This window comes from Allobosea sp. 117 (assembly GCF_000702305.1).
Lineage (GTDB): Bacteria > Pseudomonadota > Alphaproteobacteria > Rhizobiales > Xanthobacteraceae > Ancylobacter.
Window position 1 is genome coordinate 112,031 of record NZ_JNLC01000011.1, and the last position, 21,012, is coordinate 133,042.

Sequence of the window (21,012 nt, forward strand, 5' to 3'; positions counted from 1 at the left end):
GGGGTCCTGCCCGCGGCGACGGGCTTGCTCCTCAGGCGGGACGGCTCCTCGGGCGGGGCTTGCTCCTCAGGCGGGGCTTGGGCATCGTGCGCGCCCGAACCGGAGCGCCCGATGCCCGAGACCGACCCGCTAGATGCCGGCGACCATGTCGTCCTGATCGACGGCTCCGCCTATATCTTCCGCGCCTACCACGCTTTGCCGCCGCTGACCCGCACCTCCGACAAGCTCCCGGTCGGCGCGGTGGCCGGCTTCTGCAACATGCTGTGGAAGCTGGTGCAGGCGGCGAAGACCCATGCCGGTTTCCAGCCGCCGCCGACCCATCTCGCCGTCGTCTTCGATAAGAGCGAGCAGACCTTCCGCAAGGATCTCTACCCGCTCTACAAGGCGCAGCGGCCGGACATGCCGGCCGACCTCGTGCCGCAGTTCCCGCTGATCCGCGAGGCGACGCGCGCCTTCGACCTCGCCTGCGTGGAACAGGCCGGATACGAGGCCGACGACCTGATGGCGACCTATGCGGAGCTGGCCAAGGCGAAAGGGGCGCTGGTCACCATCATCTCCTCCGATAAGGACCTGATGCAGCTCGTGGAAGGCACCCGCGTGCGCATGTACGACCCGATGAAGGATCGCGCCATCGGCGTCGAGGAGGTGTTCGAGAAGTTCGGCGTCGGGCCAGAGAAGGTCATCGACGTGCAGTCGCTGGCCGGCGATTCGGTCGACAACGTTCCCGGCGTGCCGGGCATCGGCATCAAGACCGCCGCGCAGCTCCTCGCCGAATATGGCGACCTCGACACGCTGCTCGCCCGTGCCGAGGAGATCAAGCAGCCCAAGCGCCGCGAGAGCCTTGTCAACTTCGCCGACCAGGCACGGCTGTCGCGCGAGCTCGTCACGCTGAAGCGCGACGTCGCGCTGGAGGTGCCGCTCGATGACATCGCCGTGGTGCAGCCGGAGGGCAAGCGGCTGATCGCCTTCCTGAAGGCGATGGAGTTCAACACGCTGACCCGCCGCGTCGCCGAGGCCTATGAGATCGAGGCGGGCGAGGTCGACCCCGATGCGCGCCTGAAGGCGGGCGGCACCGGCAGCGAAGCCATCATTGCCTATGCCGAGGCGGAGACGGCGAGCGCGGCCGAGACGGACGCCGGCGCGGCGGATGTCGAAGGCCGCCCGCTCGGCGGCAAGGAGAACAACGCGCTCACCCCCGCCGCGCTCTCCGCGGCGCGGGTAGCCGAGGGCAAGGCGATCCCGGTCGACCGCTCGAAATACGAGACGGTGACGACGCTGGCGCGGCTGCAGCAATGGATCGCCCGCGCCACCGATCTCGGCCTCGTCGCCGTCGACACCGAGACCACCGGCCTCGATCCGATGCAGGCCGATCTGGTCGGCGTCTCGCTCGCCACCGCCCCGAACGAGGCCTGCTACATCCCGCTCGCCCACAGGGGCGGGGACGACGGCCTGTTCAGCGAGGGCCTGCTGCCGGGCCAAATCCCGATCCGCGACGCGCTCGGCGCGCTGAAGCCGCTGCTGGAAGATGCCGGCGTGCTGAAGATCGGCCAGAACCTCAAATATGACTGGGTGGTGCTGGGCCGCTACGGCATCGAGGTCGGTCCCTATGACGACACGATGCTGCTGTCCTACGTGCTCGATGCGGGCGCCTCGCCGCATGGCATGGACCCGCTCTCCGAGCGCTGGCTCGGCCACACTCCGATCAAGTACGAGGAGGTCGCCGGCAAGGGCAAGAACGCGGTGACCTTCGACAAGGTCGCCATCGACAGGGCCACCGCCTATGCCGCCGAGGACGCCGACGTCACGCTGCGGCTGTGGCGGGTGCTCAAGGCCCGCCTCGTCGCCGAGGGCAAGGCGGGCGTCTACGAGACGCTGGAGCGTCCGCTGGTCACCGTGCTGGGGCGCATGGAGCGCGCCGGCATCTCGATCGACCGGCAGATCCTCTCGCGGCTCTCCGGCGAGTTCGCGCAGGGCATGGCGCGGCTGGAGGCCGAGATCGGCGAGATGGCGGGGGAGAGTTTCAATCCCGGCTCGCCCAAGCAGCTCGGCGACATATTGTTCGGCAAGATGCAGCTTCCCGGCGGGCGCAAGACGCCGACGGGGGCGTGGTCCACGGGGGCGGACGTGCTCGACGACCTCGCCGAGCAGGGTCACGCGCTGCCGCGCCGCATCCTCGACTGGCGCCAGCTCCAGAAGCTGAAATCGACCTATACCGACGCGCTGCCGGGCTATGTGAACCCGCAGACAGGGCGGGTGCACACCTCCTTCGCGCTCGCCGCCACCACGACGGGGCGGCTGTCATCCTCCGAGCCGAACCTGCAGAACATCCCGGTGCGCACCGAGGAGGGCCGCAAGATCCGCAAGGCCTTCGTCGCCGCGCCCGGATTCAAGCTGATCTCGGCCGACTATTCGCAGATCGAGCTGCGGCTGCTCGCCGAGATCGCCGAGGTGCCGGCGCTGCGGCAGGCCTTCCAGGACGGGCTCGACATCCACGCGATGACGGCCTCCGAGATGTTCGGCGTGCCGGTCGAGGGCATGCCCGGCGAGGTGCGCCGGCGCGCCAAGGCGATCAATTTCGGCATCATCTACGGCATCTCGGCGTTCGGGCTCGCCAACCAGCTCTCGATCCCGCGCGAGGAGGCTGGGGCCTATATCAAGCGCTATTTCGAGCGCTTCCCGGGCATACGCGACTACATGGACGAGACGCGCAAATTCGCCCGCGAGCACGGCTATGTGGAGACGCTGTTCGGCCGGCGCTGCCACTATCCGGACATCACCGCCGCCAACCCCTCGATCCGCGCCTTCAACGAGCGCGCCGCCATCAATGCGCGGCTGCAGGGCACGGCGGCCGACATCATCCGCCGCGCCATGGCGCGGGTGGAAGGCGCGCTCGCCAAGGAGAAGCTCTCCGCCCGCATGCTGCTGCAGGTGCATGACGAGCTGATCTTCGAGGTGCCGGAGGAGGAGGTCGCGGCGACCATTCCCGTGGTCGCCCGGGTGATGGAGCACGCGCCGATGCCGGCGGTCGCCCTCAAGGTGCCGCTCAAGGTCGACGCCCGCGCCGCCGACAATTGGGACGACGCGCATTGAGGGGCGGGCGATAGACGACCCGCCCCCGCCTGCCTCATTCCACGGCAAGCTCGACCGGAATGTTCCCGCGCGTCGCCTTGGAATAGGGGCACATCTGGTGCGCGGCCTCGAGCACTTCCTGCGTCTGCTCCTTGGTGAGCGCCGGCGCCTTGAGGGAGAGCTTCACCGCGAGGCTGAAGCCGCCGTCGCCCCGCTGCAGCGACGCGGCCACCGTCACCGCCGCGCCCGTCACGTCGAGTTTCTTCTGCTGGCCGACCGCCTCCACCGCCGAGCCGAAGCAGGCGGCGTAGCCGGTGGCGAAGAGATGCTCCGGCGTGGTCTTGCCCGGCTCCAGGACGCCGTTCTTCGGCATGCCGAGATCGACCGAGACCGAGCCGTCGCTTGTCTGCGAATGGCCGTGGCGGCCGCCGATGGCGGTGGCGGTTCCGGTGAACAGCGTCGTGAGCGACATGGCTATCTCCCTGAATGAGGTTACCCTCGCGGCCCGTTGCGGACAGCACGCCTAGACATGGGGCGGCGGCAGGGATCGGCAACCGCCGACGGGCCATCCTTTCGTGCTGCCTCGAACAAGGATGTCGCCGCGGACGCCCCGCGGCGGCCCTCGCCCGGCGCGCTCCAGGGCTGCGCGGGCGGGCCTTGTGCATCGCGGCAGGCCGTGGCACTTGCGCGTCATGGCCAGCTCATCGCCCGCATTGCCGCCCTTCGCGCCCGCCTTCGCCGCGCTCGCCCCGCGCTACGACCTGATCCTGTGCGACGTGTGGGGCGTGCTCCATAACGGCGTCGAGGGACGCATGGAGGCCGCCGAGGCGCTGACCCGCGCCCGCGAGAACGGCGCGACGGTGATCCTGATCTCCAACGCGCCGCGCCCGAATGCCGGCGTCGCGACCATGCTCGCCGGGATGCGAATTCCCGTCTCCTGGGACGCCATCGTCACCTCCGGCGACGTCACCGCCGGCCTGTTGCGCGAGCGCGGCGGCGGAAGGCTGTTCCATCTCGGGCCGGACCGCGACCTGCCGATCTATGACGGCATCGAGGTAGAACTGGTCGGGCCGGAGGACGCCGACCTCGTCGTCTGCACCGGGCTGTTCGACGACACGGTGGAGACGCCGGAGGACTACCGGAGCACGCTCGCGGCTGCGAAGGCGCGCGAGCTGCCCTTCATCTGCGCCAATCCCGACATCGTGGTGGAGCGCGGCGGCGATCTCATCTGGTGCGCCGGAGCGCTGGCGGAAGCCTATGAGGCGCTCGGCGGCGAGGTGGTGTGGTGCGGCAAGCCGCATCTGCCGATCTATGAGGCCGCGCTCGCCCTCGCCCAGCGCCTGCGCGGCGCGCCGGTCGCGCGTGAGCGGGTGGTGGCGATCGGGGACGCGCTGCGCACCGACCTCGCCGGGGCGCTGAACGCGGGCATCGACTGCCTGTTCGTGGCCGCGGGCATCCACGCCGGCGAACTCGGGCTGGAAGCCGGCGCCGAGGTCGATCTGCGCGCGCTGGCGCGCCTCCTGGAAGACGGCCCGGGACAGCCGGCGGCGGTGACCACGCGACTCGTCTGGTGAGCGGCCGACATTTTTTCGGTCAGTATCGCATACGCTTTCTCGCACCTTAGGTGCATTGCAGCGTAAGCTCGCGCCGGTCAGATTGTCCGCCCGGGAAAAGCCGAGGCCCAAAGCATGAATGCGCGTTTCAACCCACGGGCGATGCGCCTGCTCTATTTCGAGGACCTGTCCGTCGGCCAGCGCGAGACGCTGATGCGCACGGTGATGGACGAGGACGTGATCGACTTCGCCCGGCTCTCCGGCGACGACAACCCAATCCACCTGCATCAGGAATATGCGGCGACCACCCGCTTCGGCGAGCGCATCGCGCATGGCCTCTATACAGCGAGCCTGATTTCGGCGGTGCTCGGCACCCGGTTGCCCGGTCCCGGCGCGGTCTACCGCTCGCAGACGCTGAACTTCCACGCGCCGGTGAAGATCGGCGACGTTGTGTCGGTGATCGTCGAGGTGGTCGAGCTCAATCCGCAGGGCCGGCGGGTGAAGCTGAAATGCGAGGCGCTGGTCGACGGCAAAGTGGTGCTCAACGGCGAGGCGGAGGTCTCGGTGCCGCCGCGCCCGGCACCGAAGCCGGCGGCGTGAGAGCCCTCAGTTGACGCGGCGGCGCGGCGGGGCCAGTTTCCCGCCGCCCTGGAAAACCTGTTGCCGACATCCGCCGTGACCCAGCGTTCCGCCATTGCCCATCCCTTCGTCGTCCTGCGCGGCGAGGCCGAGCTGCCGCCCGAGCTCCAGCGTCCGGTGGTGGCGATCGGCAATTTCGACGGCGTGCATCGCGGCCATCGGGCGGTGATCGGCACCGCGCTCGACCAGGCCCGCTCGCTTGGCGCGCCGGCGCTGGCGCTGACCTTCGAGCCGCATCCGCGCGCTTTCTTCCGGCCGAACGAGCCGATGTTCCGCCTCACCCCGGAACCGATGAAGCTCGCCCGGCTGGCTGAGACCGGGCTCGACGGCGCCGTGGTGCTCGCCTTCGACACCACGCTCGCCGCCAAGGACGCCGAGAGCTTCGTGCGCGACATTCTGGTGGAGCGGCTCGGCGTCGCCATGGTGGTTGCCGGCTTCGACTTCCATTTCGGAAAAGCGCGCGGCGGCTCGCCGCTGTTCCTGCGCGAGGCGGGGGTGAATTACGGCTTCCGCGTCGAGATCGTGCCGCCACTGCTCGACGAGGGCGCGCAGATCTCCTCCTCCGCCATCCGCTCCGCGCTGGCGCAGGGGCGGGTGGAGCAGGCCGCCGACATGCTCGGGGCGCCGTGGGAGGTCGAGGCCGAGGTGATCCACGGCGACAAGCGCGGGCGCGACCTCGGCTATCCCACCGCCAATATGCGGCTCGACCCCTCGGTCGAGCTCGCCCACGGCATCTACGCCGTCACCGCGCGGATCGACGGGGTGGTGCATCCGGGGGTGGCCAGCTTCGGCCGGCGGCCGACCTTCGACGACGGCGCGCCGCGGCTGGAGACTTTCGTGTTCGACTTTTCCGGCGATCTCTACGGCAAGACCGTGCGCATCGCCTTCCACGCCCATCTCCGGCCGGAGCTGAAGTTCGACAGCCTCGAGGCGCTGATCGCGCAGATGGACCGCGACAGCGAGCAGGCCCGCAGGGTGCTGGCCGGGAAACACGGCTGAGCGATCGTACCGGCCTTGCGCCCGCCGCTGCGCGCTGCGGCTCTTGCACCGCTCAACCGCCGCGCTTAAACCGGGCTCCAGTGAAGGAGCCCGCGATGACGAGCCGCAACAGCGATGGCCGCACGGCCGGGGACAAGGACGCCGCTTCCGAGGCGACGGCGCACGACTATTCCTCGACCCTGTTCCTGCCGCAGACCGATTTCCCGATGCGCGCGGGCCTGCCCCAGCGCGAGCCGGAGTTCCTCGCCCGCTGGCAGCGGATCGACCTGTATGGCCGCCAGCGCGCCGCCGGCGCCGGCCGTCCGCGCTTCGTGCTGCACGACGGCCCGCCCTATGCCAACGGCAACATCCATATCGGCCACGCGCTCAACAAGATCCTGAAGGACGTGGTGGTGCGCTCGCAGGGCGCGCTCGGGCGCGATTCCAACTATGTGCCGGGCTGGGACTGCCACGGCCTGCCGATCGAGTGGAGGATCGAGGAGGAGAACTACCGCAAGAAGGGCAAGTCGAAGCCCGATTTTGCGGATGCCGCCGCCATGGTCGCCTTCCGCCAGGAATGCCGCGCCTATGCCGAGCACTGGCTCGACGTGCAGCGCGAGGAATTCAAGCGGCTCGGCGTCGGCGGCGACTGGGATCGTCCCTACGCCACCATGGCGTTTCCGGCCGAGGCGCAGATCGCCCGCGAGATCATGAAGTTCGCGGCGAACGGCCTGCTCTATCGCGGCTCCAAGCCGGTGATGTGGTCGGTGGTCGAGAAGACCGCGCTGGCCGAGGCGGAAGTCGAGTATCACGACCACACCTCGACCACGATCTTCGTAAAGTTCCCGGTCACCGGCTATCGCGAGTGCAACTCCACGCATGGCGGCAACCCGGCCGGACTGCAGGCGCCGGACAAGGCCGACGACATCCACCTGTTCCCCTCCTATGAGGGCGCCTCGATCGTCATCTGGACGACGACGCCGTGGACCATCCCCGGCAACCGGGCGATCGCCTTCTCGCCGAACGTCACCTATTCCGTCTACGAGGTGACCGAGGCGCCGGCCGACAACTGGGCCAAGGTCGGCGAGCACTTCATCCTCGCCGACAAGCTGGCCGGCGAGGTGTTCAAGGCCGCGCGGGTGACCGGCTTCGAGCGCCGCAAGGAGGTCGACCCAACCCATCTCGTCTGCGCGCATCCGCTCGCCGGCGTTGCCGGCGCCGAGGGCTATTTCGACTTCCCCGTGCCGGTGGCGGCCGGCGATTTCGTGACCGACGACACCGGCACTGGCTTCGTCCACATCGCCCCCGGCCACGGCGCCGACGACTTCAACCTCTACATCGCCGAAAGACTCGGCGAGGTGCCGCACACGGTGGGGCCGGACGGGCGCTATTACGACCACGTGCCGCTGTTCGGCGGCCATCGGGTGATGGACGAGGCGGGTAAGGAAGGCGACGCCAACGACGTCGTCATCAAGGCGCTGGTCGCGGCCGACAGGATCATCGCGCGCGGGCGGCTGAAGCACCAATATCCGCATTCGTGGCGCTCCAAGGCGCCGATCATCTTCCGCAACACGCCGCAATGGTTCATCGCGATGGACAAGGACATCGCGGCGACCGACGGCTCAATGAGCCCCGGCGACACGCTCCGCGCGCGGGCGCTCGGCGGCATCGCGGCGGTGGACTGGGTGCCGGAGACCGGGCGGAACCGCATCAACGGGATGATCGAGAACCGGCCGGACTGGGTGGTCTCGCGCCAGCGCGCCTGGGGCGTACCGATCGCCGTCTTCGTGAAGGACAAGGGCGACGGAACGGTCGAGATCCTGCGCGACGAGCGCGTCAACCGGCGCATCGCCGAGGCCTTCGAGGCCGAGGGAGCGGATGCCTGGTACAAGGAAGGCGCCGCCCAGCGCTTTCTCGGCACCGATTACAGCGCCAATGAATGGCACAAGGTCGACGACATCCTCGACGTCTGGTTCGATTCCGGCTCCACCCATGCCTTCACGCTGGAGGTTCGCGAGGACCTCAAGGTGCGGCGCGCCTATGAGGGCGGCCCGGACCGGGTGATGTATCTCGAAGGCTCGGACCAGCACCGCGGCTGGTTCCATTCCTCGCTGCTGGAGAGCTGCGGCACGCGCGGGCGCCCGCCCTATGACGTGGTGCTGACCCACGGCTTCGTGCTCGACGAGGACGGGCGCAAAATGTCGAAGTCGCTCGGCAACGTGGTGGCGCCGCAGGAGGTAATCAAGAACTCCGGCGCCGACATATTGCGCCTGTGGGTCTGCGCCTCCGACTATGCCGACGATCTGCGCATCGGCCCGGAAATCCTGAAGACCACGGTCGAGACCTATCGCAAGCTGCGCAACACGCTGCGCTGGCTGCTCGGCTCGCTGGCGCATTACCGCGACAGCGAGCGCGTCGCCTATTCGGAGATGCCGGCGCTGGAGCGCATGGTGCTGCACCGGCTCACCGAGCTCGACGCGCTGGTGCGCGAGGCCTATGCGAGCTTCGACTTCAAGCGGGTGAACGCGGCGCTCACCCAGTTCATGACCGCCGAGCTCTCGGCGTTCTATTTCGACGTGCGCAAGGATGCGCTCTATTGCGACCCGATCTCCTCGGTGACGCGGCGGGCCTGCCTGACCGTGCTCGACGAGGTGTTCCGCCGCCTCGTCATCTGGCTGGCGCCGATCCTGCCCTTCACCGCCGAGGAGGCCTGGCTCGCCCGCTCGCCCTCGGAAGAGGGCTCGGTGCATCTGGAGACCTTCCCGGAGACCCCGAGGAAGTGGCGCGACGAGGCGCTCGCGGACGAATGGCGGAAGGTCCGGCAGGTGCGCCGCGTGGTGCTCGGCGCGCTGGAGGTGGAGCGCGCGGCCAAGCGCATCGGCTCCAGCCTCGAGGCGGCGCCGGTCATCCATGTCTCCGACGCCAACCTGTTCGCGGCGGTGAGTGCGCTCGACCTCGCCGAGGTCTGCATCACCTCGGACGCGCATCTGATGCCGGACGAGGGACCGAAGGACGCCTTCCGGCTCGACGACGTGCCGGGCGTCGCGGTGGTACCGGTCCGCGCGGAAGGGCACAAATGCGCCCGCTCCTGGAAGATCTCGCCGCTCGTCGGCACCGACCCGGAATATCCGGACGTCACGCCGCGCGACGCACAGGCGCTGCGCGAGCTGGCGCTCGCCCGCCGGGCAGCGGAATGAGGCGGGAAGCCGGCGCCCGGGTGCGGATGCGTCCATGAAGCTGCAGCTCGCCGGCCCGCTGACCCGCCTCGGCGGCCTCATCGCGCTCGCCGTCTTCGTGCTCGACCAGGCGACCAAGATCGGCGTCATGCGCGGCGTCGATTTCGGCGAGAGCGGGATCGTGCCGGTCGCCCCCTTCCTCGACCTCGTGGTGGTCTGGAACACAGGCATCAGCTACGGGCTGGTGCCGCTCGGCACCGAGGGCTGGTGGGTCCTCGCTTTGGTGCAGCTCGCCGCCTCCGCCGCCTTCGTCTTCTGGCTCGCCCGCGTCGATCGCCGGCTGGAGGCGGTGGCGCTCGGGCTGCTGATCGGTGGAGCGCTCGGCAACACCGTCGACCGCGCCGCCTATGGCGCGGTGTTCGACTTCCTGTCGCTGCACGCCTTCGGCTGGCGCTGGTACGTCTTCAACATCGCCGATGCGGCCATCGTTGCCGGCATAATACTGCTCATTTATGATTCATTTTTCGGGCACGCCGTAAAATCGCCGCCCTCGAATGAAAGCTGATCGGGTGTGCTGACCCGCTCAGGGCCGGGTCGCGAACGGCCTTCGGCCGCCGCGGTGTCCGGTTACGGCAGGAGACGAAGATCGCATGACGACGAGAGACGCGAATCGCCGCGCCGCAGCCAGTCCTTTCCTCCGCCTCGCGATCGCGGCCGCCGCGCTCGTTCCGGCCGCCGGTCTCATTGCGGCTCCGGCGCACGCGCAGGAGGACAGCTCGCTCACCAGCTCGATCCTCAGCGGCATCGGGCTGGTCGCTCCCGAGCCCCCGCAGATCGACTATCGCGAACGGGCGCCGCTGGTGGTACCGCCGAACGGCGGTGGCGAACTCGCCCTGCCGCCGCCGCGCGACGCCAACTCGGTCGCCGCCAATCCGGCCTGGCCGAAGGACTACGACGCCGAGGTCAAGAAGAAGCAGCAGGCCGAGGACGCTAAGGTCGTCAAGCAGCACAGCCGCTATTCCGGTATCGATCCGCGCCCGCTGTCGCCGAGCGAGCTCGCCAAAGGCCAGCGCGCCGGCAAGGCGACCGGCAGCGGCTTCGATTCCACTACCGGCGACAATCGTGTGAACCAGAACGAGCTCGGCTTCACCGGATGGGGCTCGTTCAGCCTGTCCAGCACGGGCGAGAAGCCGCTGGTGTTCACCGGCGAGCCGGAGCGCGAGGCGCTGGTGCAGCCGCCGCCAGGCTACCAGACCCCCGCGCCGAACGCGCCCTACGGCGTGGTCGAGGACAAGAAGAAGCCGTGGTCGCTGCCGAATCTGTTCGACCGCACCCAGACGAACAAGCAGTGATGCCCGCCGCGGCCGGCGCGGCAGCCTCGTCACTTCCCGGTGAGATGCGGGCCGGCGCGTCGCGCGGGGATGACGGCGTCGCTACATTCCCGCGCAGCCTCGCCACCGTCCGTCGCGCCGCGCGCCGGATCGCGTTTAGGCGACCGCCGTGCCTGACGGCTGCCGCTGGCAGCCGCGCCGTCCTCCCTGACTGGAACGCCCCGTGACTGGAAAATTCATGCCCGCCCTGATGCTGATCGCCGCCGCCGGTGTCGCCACGCTGTCCGCCCCGCGCACCGCGGACGCCGCCGAGGTGTCCGAGTTCACGCTCGACAATGGCCTGCAGGTCGTCGTCGTGCCGGACCACCGGGCGCCGGTCGTCACCCACATGGTGTGGTACCGCGTCGGATCGGCGGACGAGCAGCCGGGTAAGTCGGGCATCGCGCATTTCCTCGAGCACCTGATGTTCAAGGGCACCGACAAGCACCCGGCGGGCGAGTTCTCGCAGGTGGTTGCCAAGCTCGGCGGCCAGGAGAACGCCTTCACCTCGCAGGATTACACCGCCTATTTCCAGCGCGTCGCCAAGCAGCATCTCGGCCAGGTGATGGCCTTCGAGGCCGACCGCATGACCGGGCTCGTGCTCACCGACGAGGTGGTGCTGCCCGAGCGCGACGTGGTGCTGGAGGAGCGCCGCATGCGCACCGACAACGACCCGGCCTCGCAGCTCTCCGAGGCCGCGCAGGCGGCGATGTACACCAACCATCCCTACGGCCATCCGATCATCGGCTGGGAAGACGAGATCAAGCAGCTCAACCGCGAGGACGCGCTCGCCTTCTACAAGCGCTTCTACACGCCGAACAACGCCGTCCTCGTGGTGGCCGGCGACGTGACTGCGGACGAGGTGCGCACGCTCGCTGAAGCGAGCTACGGCAAGGTCGCGCGCCGCGCCGAGACGGCCGATCGCGTGCGCCCGCAAGAGCCCGAGCCGCGCGCCCAGCGCTGGCTGTCGCTCGCCGATACGCGCGTCGCCCAGCCGAACCTGTCGCGAACCTATCTGGTGCCTCCCTATCGCCTCGCCAAACAGGACAGCGTCGCGCTCGACGTGCTGGCGCAGGTGCTCGGCGGCGGCTCGACCGGCCGCCTCTACCGCTCGCTGGTGGCCGACAAGGGCATCGCCGCCAGCGCCAGCGCCTGGTACCAGAGCACGGCACTCGACGAGACCCGCTTCGGCATCTCCGCCTCGCCGCGGCCGGACGTCGCCCTGGAGACGCTGGAAGCGGCGCTCGACGAGGCGATCGCCGAGCTCGTCGCCAAGGGTCCGGACGCGGCCGAGCTGGAGCGCGCCAAGACGCGCCTCGTCGCCGAATCGATCTACGCGCAGGACAATCAGGCGACGCTGGCGCGCATCTACGGCGCGGCGCTGACCACCGGCACCTCCGTCGAGGACGTGAAGAACTGGCCGGACGAGGTGAAGCGCGTGACCGCCGACCAGGTGAAGGACGTCGCGCGGCGCTATCTGGTTCCGGCGCGCTCGGTCACCAGCCAGCTTCTCAGGAAGGCCCCGCCGGCGGAAGCCTCGGTGGCGCCGGAGAAGCGCTCGTGACGCGGCCCCTTCTCGACGCCGCGCGGGACCGCACCGGACGACGCCTCGCCTCGCTCGCGCAGGCCTGTCGCCGGGCGCTTCCCCGCCTCACCGTTCCCAAGGCTTCTTTCGCGGTCCCGCTTGCCATGACGATCGCCCTGATCTCGACCCCGCCCGCCCAGTCCGAGACCACCCGCATCCAGCGGGTGATCAGCCCGGGCCGCATCGAAGCTTGGCTCGTGCACGACACGACGCTGCCGCTGGTCGCCATGGAGTTCGCCTTCGTCGGCGGCGCCGCGCAGGACCCGGCAGAGCGGCCCGGCGTCGCCAGCCTCACTTCCTCGCTGCTCGACGAGGGCGCCGGCGACCTCGATTCCCGCAGCTTCCAGGACAAGCTCGCGGAGAAGGCCATCGAGCTGCGCTTCGATGCCGGCCGCGACACGTTGAACGGCTCGCTGCGCACGCTGTCGGAGAATCTCGACAGCGCGCTGGAACTGACCCGGCTCGCCGTGACCTCCCCGCGCTTCGACCCCGAGGCGGTGGAGCGCATCCGTCAGGCGCAGCTTGCCATGCTGCGGCGCCGCTCGACCGATCCCTCCTCGCTGGCGAGTCTGGGCTGGTCGGCGCGCGCCTTCCCGAACCACCCCTATGGCCGGCCGGTCGACGGCACGCTGGAGAGCGTGCCCATGATCACCCGCGACGACCTCGTCGCCTATGCCGGGCGGGTGATGGCGCGCGACAATCTCAAGATCGCGGTGGTCGGCGACATCACGCCGGAAGCGCTCGGCCCGGCGCTCGACAAGCTGTTCGGCGCGCTGCCCGCCAAGGCGCAGCTCGCGCCGGTGCCGGATGTCGAGCCGCAGGGGCTGGGCAGCGTCGAGGTGAAGGACCTCAACGTGCCGCAGGCCTCGATCATCTTCGGCGGCATCGGGCTGAAGCGGAACGATCCGGACTTCATCCCGGCCTTCGTGCTGAACCACATGCTGGGCGGCTCAGCCTTTTCCTCGCGGCTGTTCAAGGAAGTGCGCGAGAAGCGCGGCCTCGCCTATTCGGTCTACAGCCATCTCGCCCCGCTCGACCATGCCGGGCTGATCCTCGGCGGCACGGCGACCAAGAACGACCGCGCCGCCGAATCGATTGGACTGATCCGCGAGGAGTATCTGAAGCTCCTGAAGGACGGGCCGAGCGAGGACGAACTGGCCGACGCCAAGAGCTACCTGATCGGCAGCTTCGCGCTGCGCTTCGATTCCTCTGCCAAAGTCGCCGCGCAGCTCCTGCAGATCCAGATCGACAATCTCGGCATCGACTATATCGACCGGCGCAACGAGCTGGTGGGGGCGGTGGGTGTCGAGGACATTCGCCGCGTGGCGAAGCGCCTCTCGGCCGATCCGGCGCTGCTGTTCAGCGTCGTCGGGCGGCCAACCGGGCTGGCGCCGAACGGCGGCTGACGGCCTCGCGTTCCGCCGTCCGGGAGAGCCCGTCGCGGCCTCCCGCATGCGGCGGCGCGCTGTTATAAAGACGGCCGCGCGGCGGGGGGATCGCCGCCAGTTGATCGTGCCCGTTTTGTCGTGCCCATGGGTATCGTGCGTGAGTGCTTGGGGAGTTGAGCGTATGGCTGCAGCGACATGGACCGTCGGTGGAACCGGGCGAGCGCCGCTGCGCGCGCTCGCGGCGGGACTCGTGACGCTTGCCCTCGCGGGGTGCGGCGCTGGCGGGGGCGGCGGCGATGTCGGCCCGCTCGGGATGGGCAATTCCGACGGGCAGGGCTGGTTCGGCTCGCAGATGCAGACCACCACGGTCGCCACCAATTCCACCGGCGGCGACGCGAATTCCGGCGTCCCGGGCGCGCCCGGCACCTTCGACCCTACCGACTATGGCTGCCCCCCCATCCATGTGCGCAGCGGCGCCTCGTCCTGGCAGGTGACCGACAAGGCCGATGGCGGCCTGCGCTATCAGGCGACGATAGGCCAGACGGCCCGCGAATGCCGCTTCGCACGGCCGGACACCACCATCCGCATCGGCATCCAGGGCCGCGTGCTGGTCGGCGCCAAGGGCGGGCCGGGCTCGCTCACCGTGCCGATGCGCGTCGCCATCGTGCAGGAAGGTCCGACGCCGCAGACGATCTGGACCAAGCTCTACACCGTGCCGGTGTCGATCGGCGCGAACGAGATGCAGGTCGACTTCAGCCTGGTGGTGGACGACGCCACCGTGCCGCTGCCGACGCCGAAGGCCTTCGAGCGCTATGTGATCTATATCGGCTTCGATCCGCAGGCCGGAACCGCCTCGGCGGCGGCCAAGCCCGCCAAGCCGAAGCCGGCCAGCCCGAAGCCGGTGGCGGCGCGGCCGGCACCCGCCGCGGCCCAGGCGCCCAAGCCCGCCTCGTCCCAGCCGAAGCCTCAGCCCGCGCAGGCGGCGCAACCCGCGCCGGCGCAGCAGGAGCCGCAGAGCGAGCCGCCGGCCGCCGCCATTCCGGCGCCGGCCGAGGGCTGGATCGGTTCCCCGGCACCGGCGACCGGCACGTTCTCGCAATAGGGCCCTTCCCGATCAGGTGGGATCATCTGATCGATGAGAACATGCTCCAGGCCGGGATCACTCCTCGTCGCTGTGGCCGCGGCGGATGCGCCGCACCAGCGACCAGATGGTAAGGGCCACCACCGGCACCGAAAGGGCGGTGGCGAGCCCGACATCAACATGCAGGCCCGCCGCCTCGAAGCGCGGATGCAGGCCCTCCAGCACATAGTGGATGATGCTCACCACGTAATAGGTGATGGCCGCCACCGAGAGCCCTTCCACCGTCTGTTGCAGCCGTAGCTGCAGCCGGGTGCGCCGGTTCATGCTCCGCAGCAGGTCGCGGTTCTGGTGCTCGACCTCGACGTCGACGCGGGTGCGGAGCAGGTTCGCGGCACTGGTGAGCTTGGTCGAGAGGTTCGCCTGGCGCTGCTCGATCGAATAGCAGGTGCGCATCGCCGGCAGCAGCCGGCGGGCGAGGAACTGCTGCCAGGTCGGGAAGCCGGGCACCGGCCGCTCGCCGATGGTCTTCAGCCTCAGCCAGACGATCTCCTCATAGGCCTTGCTGGCGCCGAAGCGGAACAGCGCGGCCGCCGCGTCCGCCTCCAGCTCGGCGGCGAGTGCAGTGAGCTGGTCGAGCAGCCGGCTGTTGTCGTCGAGGCCCTTGGTCTTCTTCATCGCCTCGGTGAGCGCGCCGAGCTCGCCCTCCATATGGGCGACGGTGGGGGCGAGGCGCTGCGCCTCCGGCAGGCCGAGCAGCGCCAGGGTGCGGTAGGTCTCGACCTCCAGCACGCGCTGCACCAGCGCGCCGGCGGCGTCCGCGCTCATGCCGCGGTCGCGCACCAGGAGGCGCACGAAGCCGGCGGGGTCCGGCTGGAAGTCGGTGGCGATCTCGGCGAGGCCGTCCTCGACATCGGACCGGGCGAGGCTGGCGCGATCGAACAGCCGGTCGAGCGGCAGCGCGTCGGCGGTGTCGGTGACGAGGTGCAGATCGACCGCGACCAGCAGCGGCCCCGGCTGCGGCACCTCGGCGAGGGTGGCGGCGAGGCTGGCCGACGAGGGGTGGAAGGGCAGCCCGCCGTCGAGCAGGTCCTCGGCCGGCAGCTCCCACGTATAGGTGGTGAATTCGGCGTGCCGCTCCCAGCGCAGCGTGGCGCCGCCAAAGGCGACGCGATGGTGCTTGGCGCCGGAGCCGGGCCCCGGCTGGCCGCGCGCCGCGCACAACGCCCGGAACGCCGCGCGGTCGGCCAGCGCCTGCTCGCGATTGACCAGGAAGGCGACGTGCAGGATGCGCGCGGGGGTGGTGACCGGCACGAAGGGGCGGGCGTGGAGCTCTCCCAGCACGGCCGATCGCAGCGGATGCGGCGCGAAGCTACCGGCGCCGCCAATGATGGTGGCCGGCGAGCGGGACGGGCCGCCAAACTCCGTCCTTTCCGCCGCCTCGGTGCGGGCCGTGCCGTCCGTCTCGTCGTCCATTGCCGCCTCCCGGCGCCTCAGCTCCGATGTCGGTTGCACGCCGCGCCGCCGCTTTCAAGCCTCGCGGGGTGCGGTGCTTGGCCTCCCGTCGATTCATCACCGCGCAGCGGCGGGAGCCCGCGTCCGGATACCGCGATGGAACCGCCGGATCACTGGATTGTTGCGCATAAACATCAACGATTCGGTATTAGTGAACGATTCCAGAAAACCATTGCCTCGGCGCGGCGCGCACGGGAAACAAGACGGTTAGGTGCACGAGGTTTCGAGATGATGCGGACTGTGCGTAGCGGGTTCGTCGTTCTCCTAGCGGCAGGTTTGGCTTTCTCTTCACTGGTGCTCGCCGGCACCGCCGCCGCCCAGTCTTCCAAGAGCTCCGGAACGAGGGGCGCCAAGTCGCCCGCAGTGCGCGTCTATCTGATGCGCGGTCTCGCCAACGTCTTCTCCTACGGGATGGACGACCTTGCGGCGAAGCTGAACGCTGCCGGCGTTCCCGCCACGGTCGGGCCCTACACCGAGTGGCCGACGATGGCCAATCTCGCCGCCGAGCAGTCCGCCGCGAACGGGCGCACCCGCACGCCGGTGATCGTCATCGGCCATTCGCTCGGCGCGGGCACCGCGATCGACATGGCGAACAATCTGGTGGCGCGCGGCGTGCCGGTGCCGCTGGTGGTCACCTTCGATCCGGTGGCGCCCGCCACGGCCTCGACCAAGATTGGCAGGGTCGTGAACTATTACCAGGCCGGCGGTTCCGGAAAGCCGGTCGCCGGGCGCAACGTCAACAATGTCGATCTCACCGGCGTGCCGAATCTCGGCCATTTCAACATCGACAAGGCGGCCAACCTGCATGCGCAAGTGCTGGCGATGATCGTGCGCTCGAAGCCGCCGGTCGCCCGCCGCGCCAAGCCGAAGCCGGTCGCGGCCCCGACCGAGGTGGTGATGCCGGCCGGCGCCGGCGGCCAGTCGACCGCGCCGACGGCAAGCGCCGGCAGCAGCTCCCCCGTGCCGTCCGCCGCCACCCCCGCGAGCGCCAGCGCGCCGACCGCCGAGGCCAGGCCCGCCGCCCCGATGTGAGGCGCCTGACATGAGGCATCGGCCGTCCGGCGGTTCAAGGCCGGGCCGGCTTGCCTCTCACACCGCCTCGACGGTCGCCACGCGGAAGGTGTGCATCTCGCCGTCCTCGTCGCGGATCGAGACATATTCGCCGGGCTGGAAGGCGTGGTCGCCGAAGCGGTAGCCGGCCTCGTCGTCGTCGCTGCCCTCGAGCTCGTAATCGAACACCCAGGTGGCGCCGGTCGTCCCGCCGGCGCGGCGCACCAGATAGCCGTTCTCGATCGGCTCGTTCGCCCAGAAGCGATGCACCACGCAGCGGGCGCGGTTCAGCTTCCAGGTCTCCAGATCGATATGGCCGCTTGCGTCGAGCGGCGCCACGAATTCGTAACCGTGCTGCGCGCTGCCGTCGGGATAGGCCTTGGAACGCGCCAGGTTGAGGCGGATGCGCTTCAGTATCGCAGCGGAGGCGGCGGCAGGCGTGACAGCGGATGTCGTGGCGGGCATGGGGCGATACTCCCTATCATCTTCGACATTGAACGGCGCGAAGCTGAGGAAAAGCATTGCCGCCAGCATTGATCCGGCGCAAGTCACGTCGCCGAAAAGCGCGGTCCCGTTGATCGTTATCGGTTTCGAGATACCTTCTGGTATAAACTTTTTACCAGAAGACCTTTCCGCGCCTTTCTTCTAGAGTTAGTCAAAACGACGATAACAAGCGGGAGGAAGGCCATGTCCGGGCTCGTCATGCCGGAGGCGGATGCCGGTGTGCTGGCGCGCCGCGCCGAGATCGTCGCCGCGCTGCGGGCGATCGTGCCGGGCGAGGGCGTGATCGACACCGAGATCGAGATGCGGCCCTACGAGTCGGACGGTCTCACCGCCTACAAGCAGCTTCCCCTCGTCGTCGTGCTGCCCTCGACCACCGGGCAGGTCTCGAAAATCCTCGCCTATTGCCACGCCAACGGCATCCGCGTGGTGCCGCGTGGCGCCGGCACCTCGCTGTCGGGCGGCGCGCTGCCGCTCGAGGACGCCGTGCTGCTCGGAATGGGCAAGTTCAACCGCATCCTCGACATCGATTTCGACAATCGCACGGTGACCGCGCAGCCGGGCGTCACCAATCTCGGCATCACCAATGCGGTGATCCATAACGGCTTCTACTACGCGCCCGACCCCTCCTCGCAGATCGCCTGCTCGATCGGCGGCAATGTCGCGGAGAATTCCGGCGGCGTGCACTGCCTGAAATACGGGCTGACCACCAACAATGTGATGGGTGTCGAGATGGTGCTGATCACCGGCGAGGTGATCCGCATCGGTGGCAAGCATCTCGATTCCGGCGGGCTCGACCTGCTCGGGCTCATCGTCGGCTCGGAAGGGCTGCTCGGCGTCGTCACCGAGGTCACGGTGCGCATCCTGAAGAAGCCGGAGACGGCGCGGGCGGTGCTGGTCGGCTTCCCCTCCTCCGAGGCGGCGGGCGAATGCGTGGCGCGGGTGATCGGCGCCGGCATAATCCCCGGCGGCATGGAGATGATGGACCGCATGATGATCCATGCGGCCGAGGCCTTCCTCGGCGCCGGCTATCCGCTGGATGTCGAGGCGCTGCTGATCGTCGAGCTGGACGGGCCGGAGGCGGAGGTGAACCACCTCATCGAGCGCGTCGCGGGCATCGCCAAGGAGCTCGGCTGCCTGACGCTGCGTGCCTCGACCAGCGAGGAGGAACGCCTCGCCTTCTGGGCCGGACGCAAGGCGGCCTTCCCGGCGATCGGGCGCATCTCGCCGGACTATTACTGCATGGACGGCACCATTCCGCGCAAGGCACTGCCCGAGGTGCTGCGCCGCATGGAGGAGATGTCCGCGAAATACGGCCTGCGCTGCGGCAACGTCTTCCATGCCGGCGACGGCAATCTGCATCCGTTGATCTGCTACGACGCCAACAAGCCGGGCGAGCTGGAGAAGGCCGAGGCATTCGGCGCAGACATATTGTTGCTCTGCGTCGAGGTCGGCGGCGTGCTGACAGGCGAACACGGGGTCGGCGTCGAGAAGCGCGACCTGATGCCCTCCATGTTCGACGAGACCGACCTCGCCCAGCAGCAGCGGCTGAAATGCGCCTTCGACCCGGATTCGCTGCTGAACCCCGGCAAGATGTTCCCGCAGCTCCACCGCTGCGCCGAGCTCGGCCGCATGCACGTCTCCGGCGGCAAGCTGCCCTTTCCGGACATTCCGCGGTTCTGAGACGGCAGACATGACCACGCTGCTCGCCCGCAACGCCACCATGCTCGTCACCATGGACGGCCAGCGCCGGGAAATTCCCGGCGGCGGGCTGTTCGCGCGCGACGGCATGATCGAGGCGGTCGGGCCGAGCCATGACCTGCCGGCCACCGCCGACCGGGTGCTGGACCTATCCGGCCACATCGTGCTGCCGGGCCTCGTCAACTGCCATCACCATCTCGACCAGACGTTGACCCGGGCCTTGCCCAGAGCGCAGGACATCAACCTGTTCCGCTGGCTGAAGGCGCATTACCGGCTGTGGGCGGCGCGCACGCCGGAGGCCTCGCGCACCGCGACGCTGGTCGGGCTCGCCGAGCTGGCGCTCTCCGGCTGCACCACCTGCTTCGACCACGCCTATGTGTTCCGCAATGGCTGCCGGGTCGACGACCAGATCGCCGCCGCGCGCGAGATCGGCCTGCGCTTCGTGGTCTCGCGCGGCTCGATGTCGCTCGGCCAGTCGCGCGGCGGGCTGCCGCCGGACGACTGCGTCGAGGACGAGGGCGCAATCCTCAAGGATAGCGAGCGGGTGATCGGCACCTATCACGACGCCGCCCCCGGCTCGATGCTGCAAATAGCCCTCGCCCCCTGCTCGCCTTTCTCGGTGTCGCCGGAGCTGATGCGGGAATCGGCGGCGCTCGCCCGCCGGCACAGGGTCCGCCTGCATACCCATCTCGCCGAGACCGTCGACGAGGAGCGCTACACCATGGCGCGCTTCGGCAAGCGCCCGGTCGCCTATATGGAGGAGCTCGGCTGGCTCGGCGACGACGTCTGGTTCGCCCATGCGGTGCATGTGAACGACCAGGAGATCGGCTGCTTCGCGGGTGCCGGGGTCGGCGTGTGCCACTGCCCCTCCTCCAACATGCGGCTCGCCTCCGGCATCGCGCCGGTGAAGGCCTATCGCGCCGCCGGGGTGAAGGTCGGCATCGGCGTCGACGGCTCGGCCTCGAACGACGGCAACGACATGCTGGGCGAGGCACGCCAGGCCATGCTGCTCGCGCGCCTCAAGATGAGCCTGCGCCCGCCGGAAGGGCCGGACACCACGCTCTCGACCTCCGATCCCTCGCGCGATCATGAATGGATGACCGCCCGCGAGGCGCTGGAGATCGCCACGCTCGGCGGCGCGGCAGTGCTGGGACGCGACGACATCGGATCGCTCGAAGCCGGCAAATGCGCCGATTTCTTCACGCTGCGCCTCGACGACGTTGCCTATGCCGGCGCGCTCGCCGATCCGGTCGCAGCCGCCCTGTTCTGCGCCCCGCGCCGCGCCGCCTATACCGTGGTCGGCGGTCGGGCGATCGTCGAACAGGGCGAGATCGCCACAATCGAGCTTCCGGCGGTGATCGCCGAGCACAATATGCATGCGGCGCGCCTTGCCGCGCTCCCGGAGTAAG

The 21,012-nt window shown here is 69.4% G+C and carries 16 protein-coding genes; 13 read left to right on the forward strand and 3 right to left on the reverse strand.

What is annotated here, in order from left to right; all coding sequences use genetic code 11:
- The first annotated feature begins 111 nt into the window (after window positions 1-111).
- A complete protein-coding gene (gene polA, locus U742_RS0107205; protein WP_029351500.1) occupies window positions 112-3,090 on the forward strand; it encodes a DNA polymerase I in 2,979 nt (992 codons plus the stop codon).
- A gap of 34 nt (window positions 3,091-3,124) precedes the next feature.
- Here the strand turns inward: polA and U742_RS0107210 are convergent, their stop codons facing one another.
- On the reverse strand, window positions 3,125-3,541 hold the full coding sequence (locus tag U742_RS0107210; RefSeq protein WP_029351501.1) for an Ohr family peroxiredoxin: 417 nt from the start codon (window positions 3,539-3,541) through the stop codon (window positions 3,125-3,127).
- A 220-nt stretch (window positions 3,542-3,761) separates the two neighbouring features.
- Here U742_RS0107210 and U742_RS0107215 point away from each other — a divergent pair, with 220 nt between their 5' ends.
- The 9 genes from U742_RS0107215 to U742_RS23145 all read left to right on the forward strand — a co-directional run bounded on the left by U742_RS0107215 (window position 3,762) and on the right by U742_RS23145 (window position 14,860).
- A complete protein-coding gene (locus U742_RS0107215) occupies window positions 3,762-4,643 on the forward strand; it encodes a TIGR01459 family HAD-type hydrolase (RefSeq protein ID WP_029351503.1) in 882 nt (293 codons plus the stop codon).
- A gap of 114 nt (window positions 4,644-4,757) precedes the next feature.
- Window positions 4,758-5,222 (forward strand): MaoC family dehydratase, encoded by a 465-nt coding sequence (locus U742_RS0107220; RefSeq protein WP_248310296.1) that lies wholly within the window; start codon window positions 4,758-4,760, stop codon window positions 5,220-5,222.
- A gap of 75 nt (window positions 5,223-5,297) precedes the next feature.
- On the forward strand, window positions 5,298-6,260 hold the full coding sequence (locus U742_RS0107225; RefSeq protein WP_029351507.1) for a bifunctional riboflavin kinase/FAD synthetase: 963 nt from the start codon (window positions 5,298-5,300) through the stop codon (window positions 6,258-6,260).
- A gap of 95 nt (window positions 6,261-6,355) precedes the next feature.
- Entirely contained in the window at window positions 6,356-9,436 is a 3,081-nt protein-coding gene (gene ileS / locus U742_RS0107230; RefSeq protein ID WP_029351509.1) for an isoleucine--tRNA ligase, read from the forward strand.
- Between the two features lie 34 nt (window positions 9,437-9,470).
- Complete coding sequence (lspA, locus tag U742_RS0107235) at window positions 9,471-9,980, forward strand: signal peptidase II (protein WP_029351512.1); 510 nt, start codon at window positions 9,471-9,473, stop codon at window positions 9,978-9,980.
- Between the two features lie 85 nt (window positions 9,981-10,065).
- Window positions 10,066-10,767, forward strand: coding sequence for a hypothetical protein (locus tag U742_RS0107240; RefSeq protein ID WP_156034160.1), 702 nt, complete (start codon window positions 10,066-10,068; stop codon window positions 10,765-10,767).
- 217 nt (window positions 10,768-10,984) lie between these two features.
- Window positions 10,985-12,349, forward strand: coding sequence for a M16 family metallopeptidase (locus U742_RS0107245; protein ID WP_029351516.1), 1,365 nt, complete (start codon window positions 10,985-10,987; stop codon window positions 12,347-12,349).
- The gene (locus U742_RS0107250) at window positions 12,346-13,776 is read left to right on the forward strand and encodes a M16 family metallopeptidase (RefSeq protein ID WP_248310297.1); all 1,431 of its coding nucleotides are present in this window, start codon (window positions 12,346-12,348) and stop codon (window positions 13,774-13,776) included. The genes U742_RS0107245 and U742_RS0107250 overlap by 4 nt, the downstream gene beginning before the upstream one ends.
- 163 nt (window positions 13,777-13,939) lie before the next feature.
- Window positions 13,940-14,860 carry a hypothetical protein gene (locus U742_RS23145; protein ID WP_156034161.1) on the forward strand — a complete coding sequence of 307 codons (921 nt, stop codon included), beginning with the start codon at window positions 13,940-13,942 and terminating at the stop codon, window positions 14,858-14,860.
- A 57-nt stretch (window positions 14,861-14,917) separates the two neighbouring features.
- On the opposite strand, the gene U742_RS0107260 is transcribed toward U742_RS23145, so the two are convergent.
- A complete protein-coding gene (locus U742_RS0107260; RefSeq protein WP_081852876.1) occupies window positions 14,918-16,312 on the reverse strand; it encodes a DUF3422 family protein in 1,395 nt (464 codons plus the stop codon).
- A 315-nt stretch (window positions 16,313-16,627) separates the two neighbouring features.
- Here U742_RS0107260 and U742_RS23360 point away from each other — a divergent pair, with 315 nt between their 5' ends.
- Window positions 16,628-17,383 (forward strand): lipase family protein, encoded by a 756-nt coding sequence (locus U742_RS23360; RefSeq protein ID WP_197028208.1) that lies wholly within the window; start codon window positions 16,628-16,630, stop codon window positions 17,381-17,383.
- Window positions 17,384-17,440: 57 nt separating this feature from the next.
- Here the strand turns inward: U742_RS23360 and U742_RS0107270 are convergent, their stop codons facing one another.
- Window positions 17,441-17,866: a hypothetical protein gene (locus U742_RS0107270; protein WP_038360977.1), complete on the reverse strand. Its 426-nt coding sequence runs from the start codon at window positions 17,864-17,866 to the stop codon at window positions 17,441-17,443.
- A gap of 222 nt (window positions 17,867-18,088) precedes the next feature.
- On the opposite strand from U742_RS0107270, the gene U742_RS0107275 reads away from it, so the two are divergent.
- A complete protein-coding gene (locus tag U742_RS0107275) occupies window positions 18,089-19,585 on the forward strand; it encodes an FAD-linked oxidase C-terminal domain-containing protein (protein ID WP_029351530.1) in 1,497 nt (498 codons plus the stop codon).
- Window positions 19,586-19,595: 10 nt separating this feature from the next.
- Complete coding sequence (locus U742_RS0107280) at window positions 19,596-21,011, forward strand: 8-oxoguanine deaminase (protein WP_029351532.1); 1,416 nt, start codon at window positions 19,596-19,598, stop codon at window positions 21,009-21,011.
- Window position 21,012: the final 1 nt, after the last annotated feature.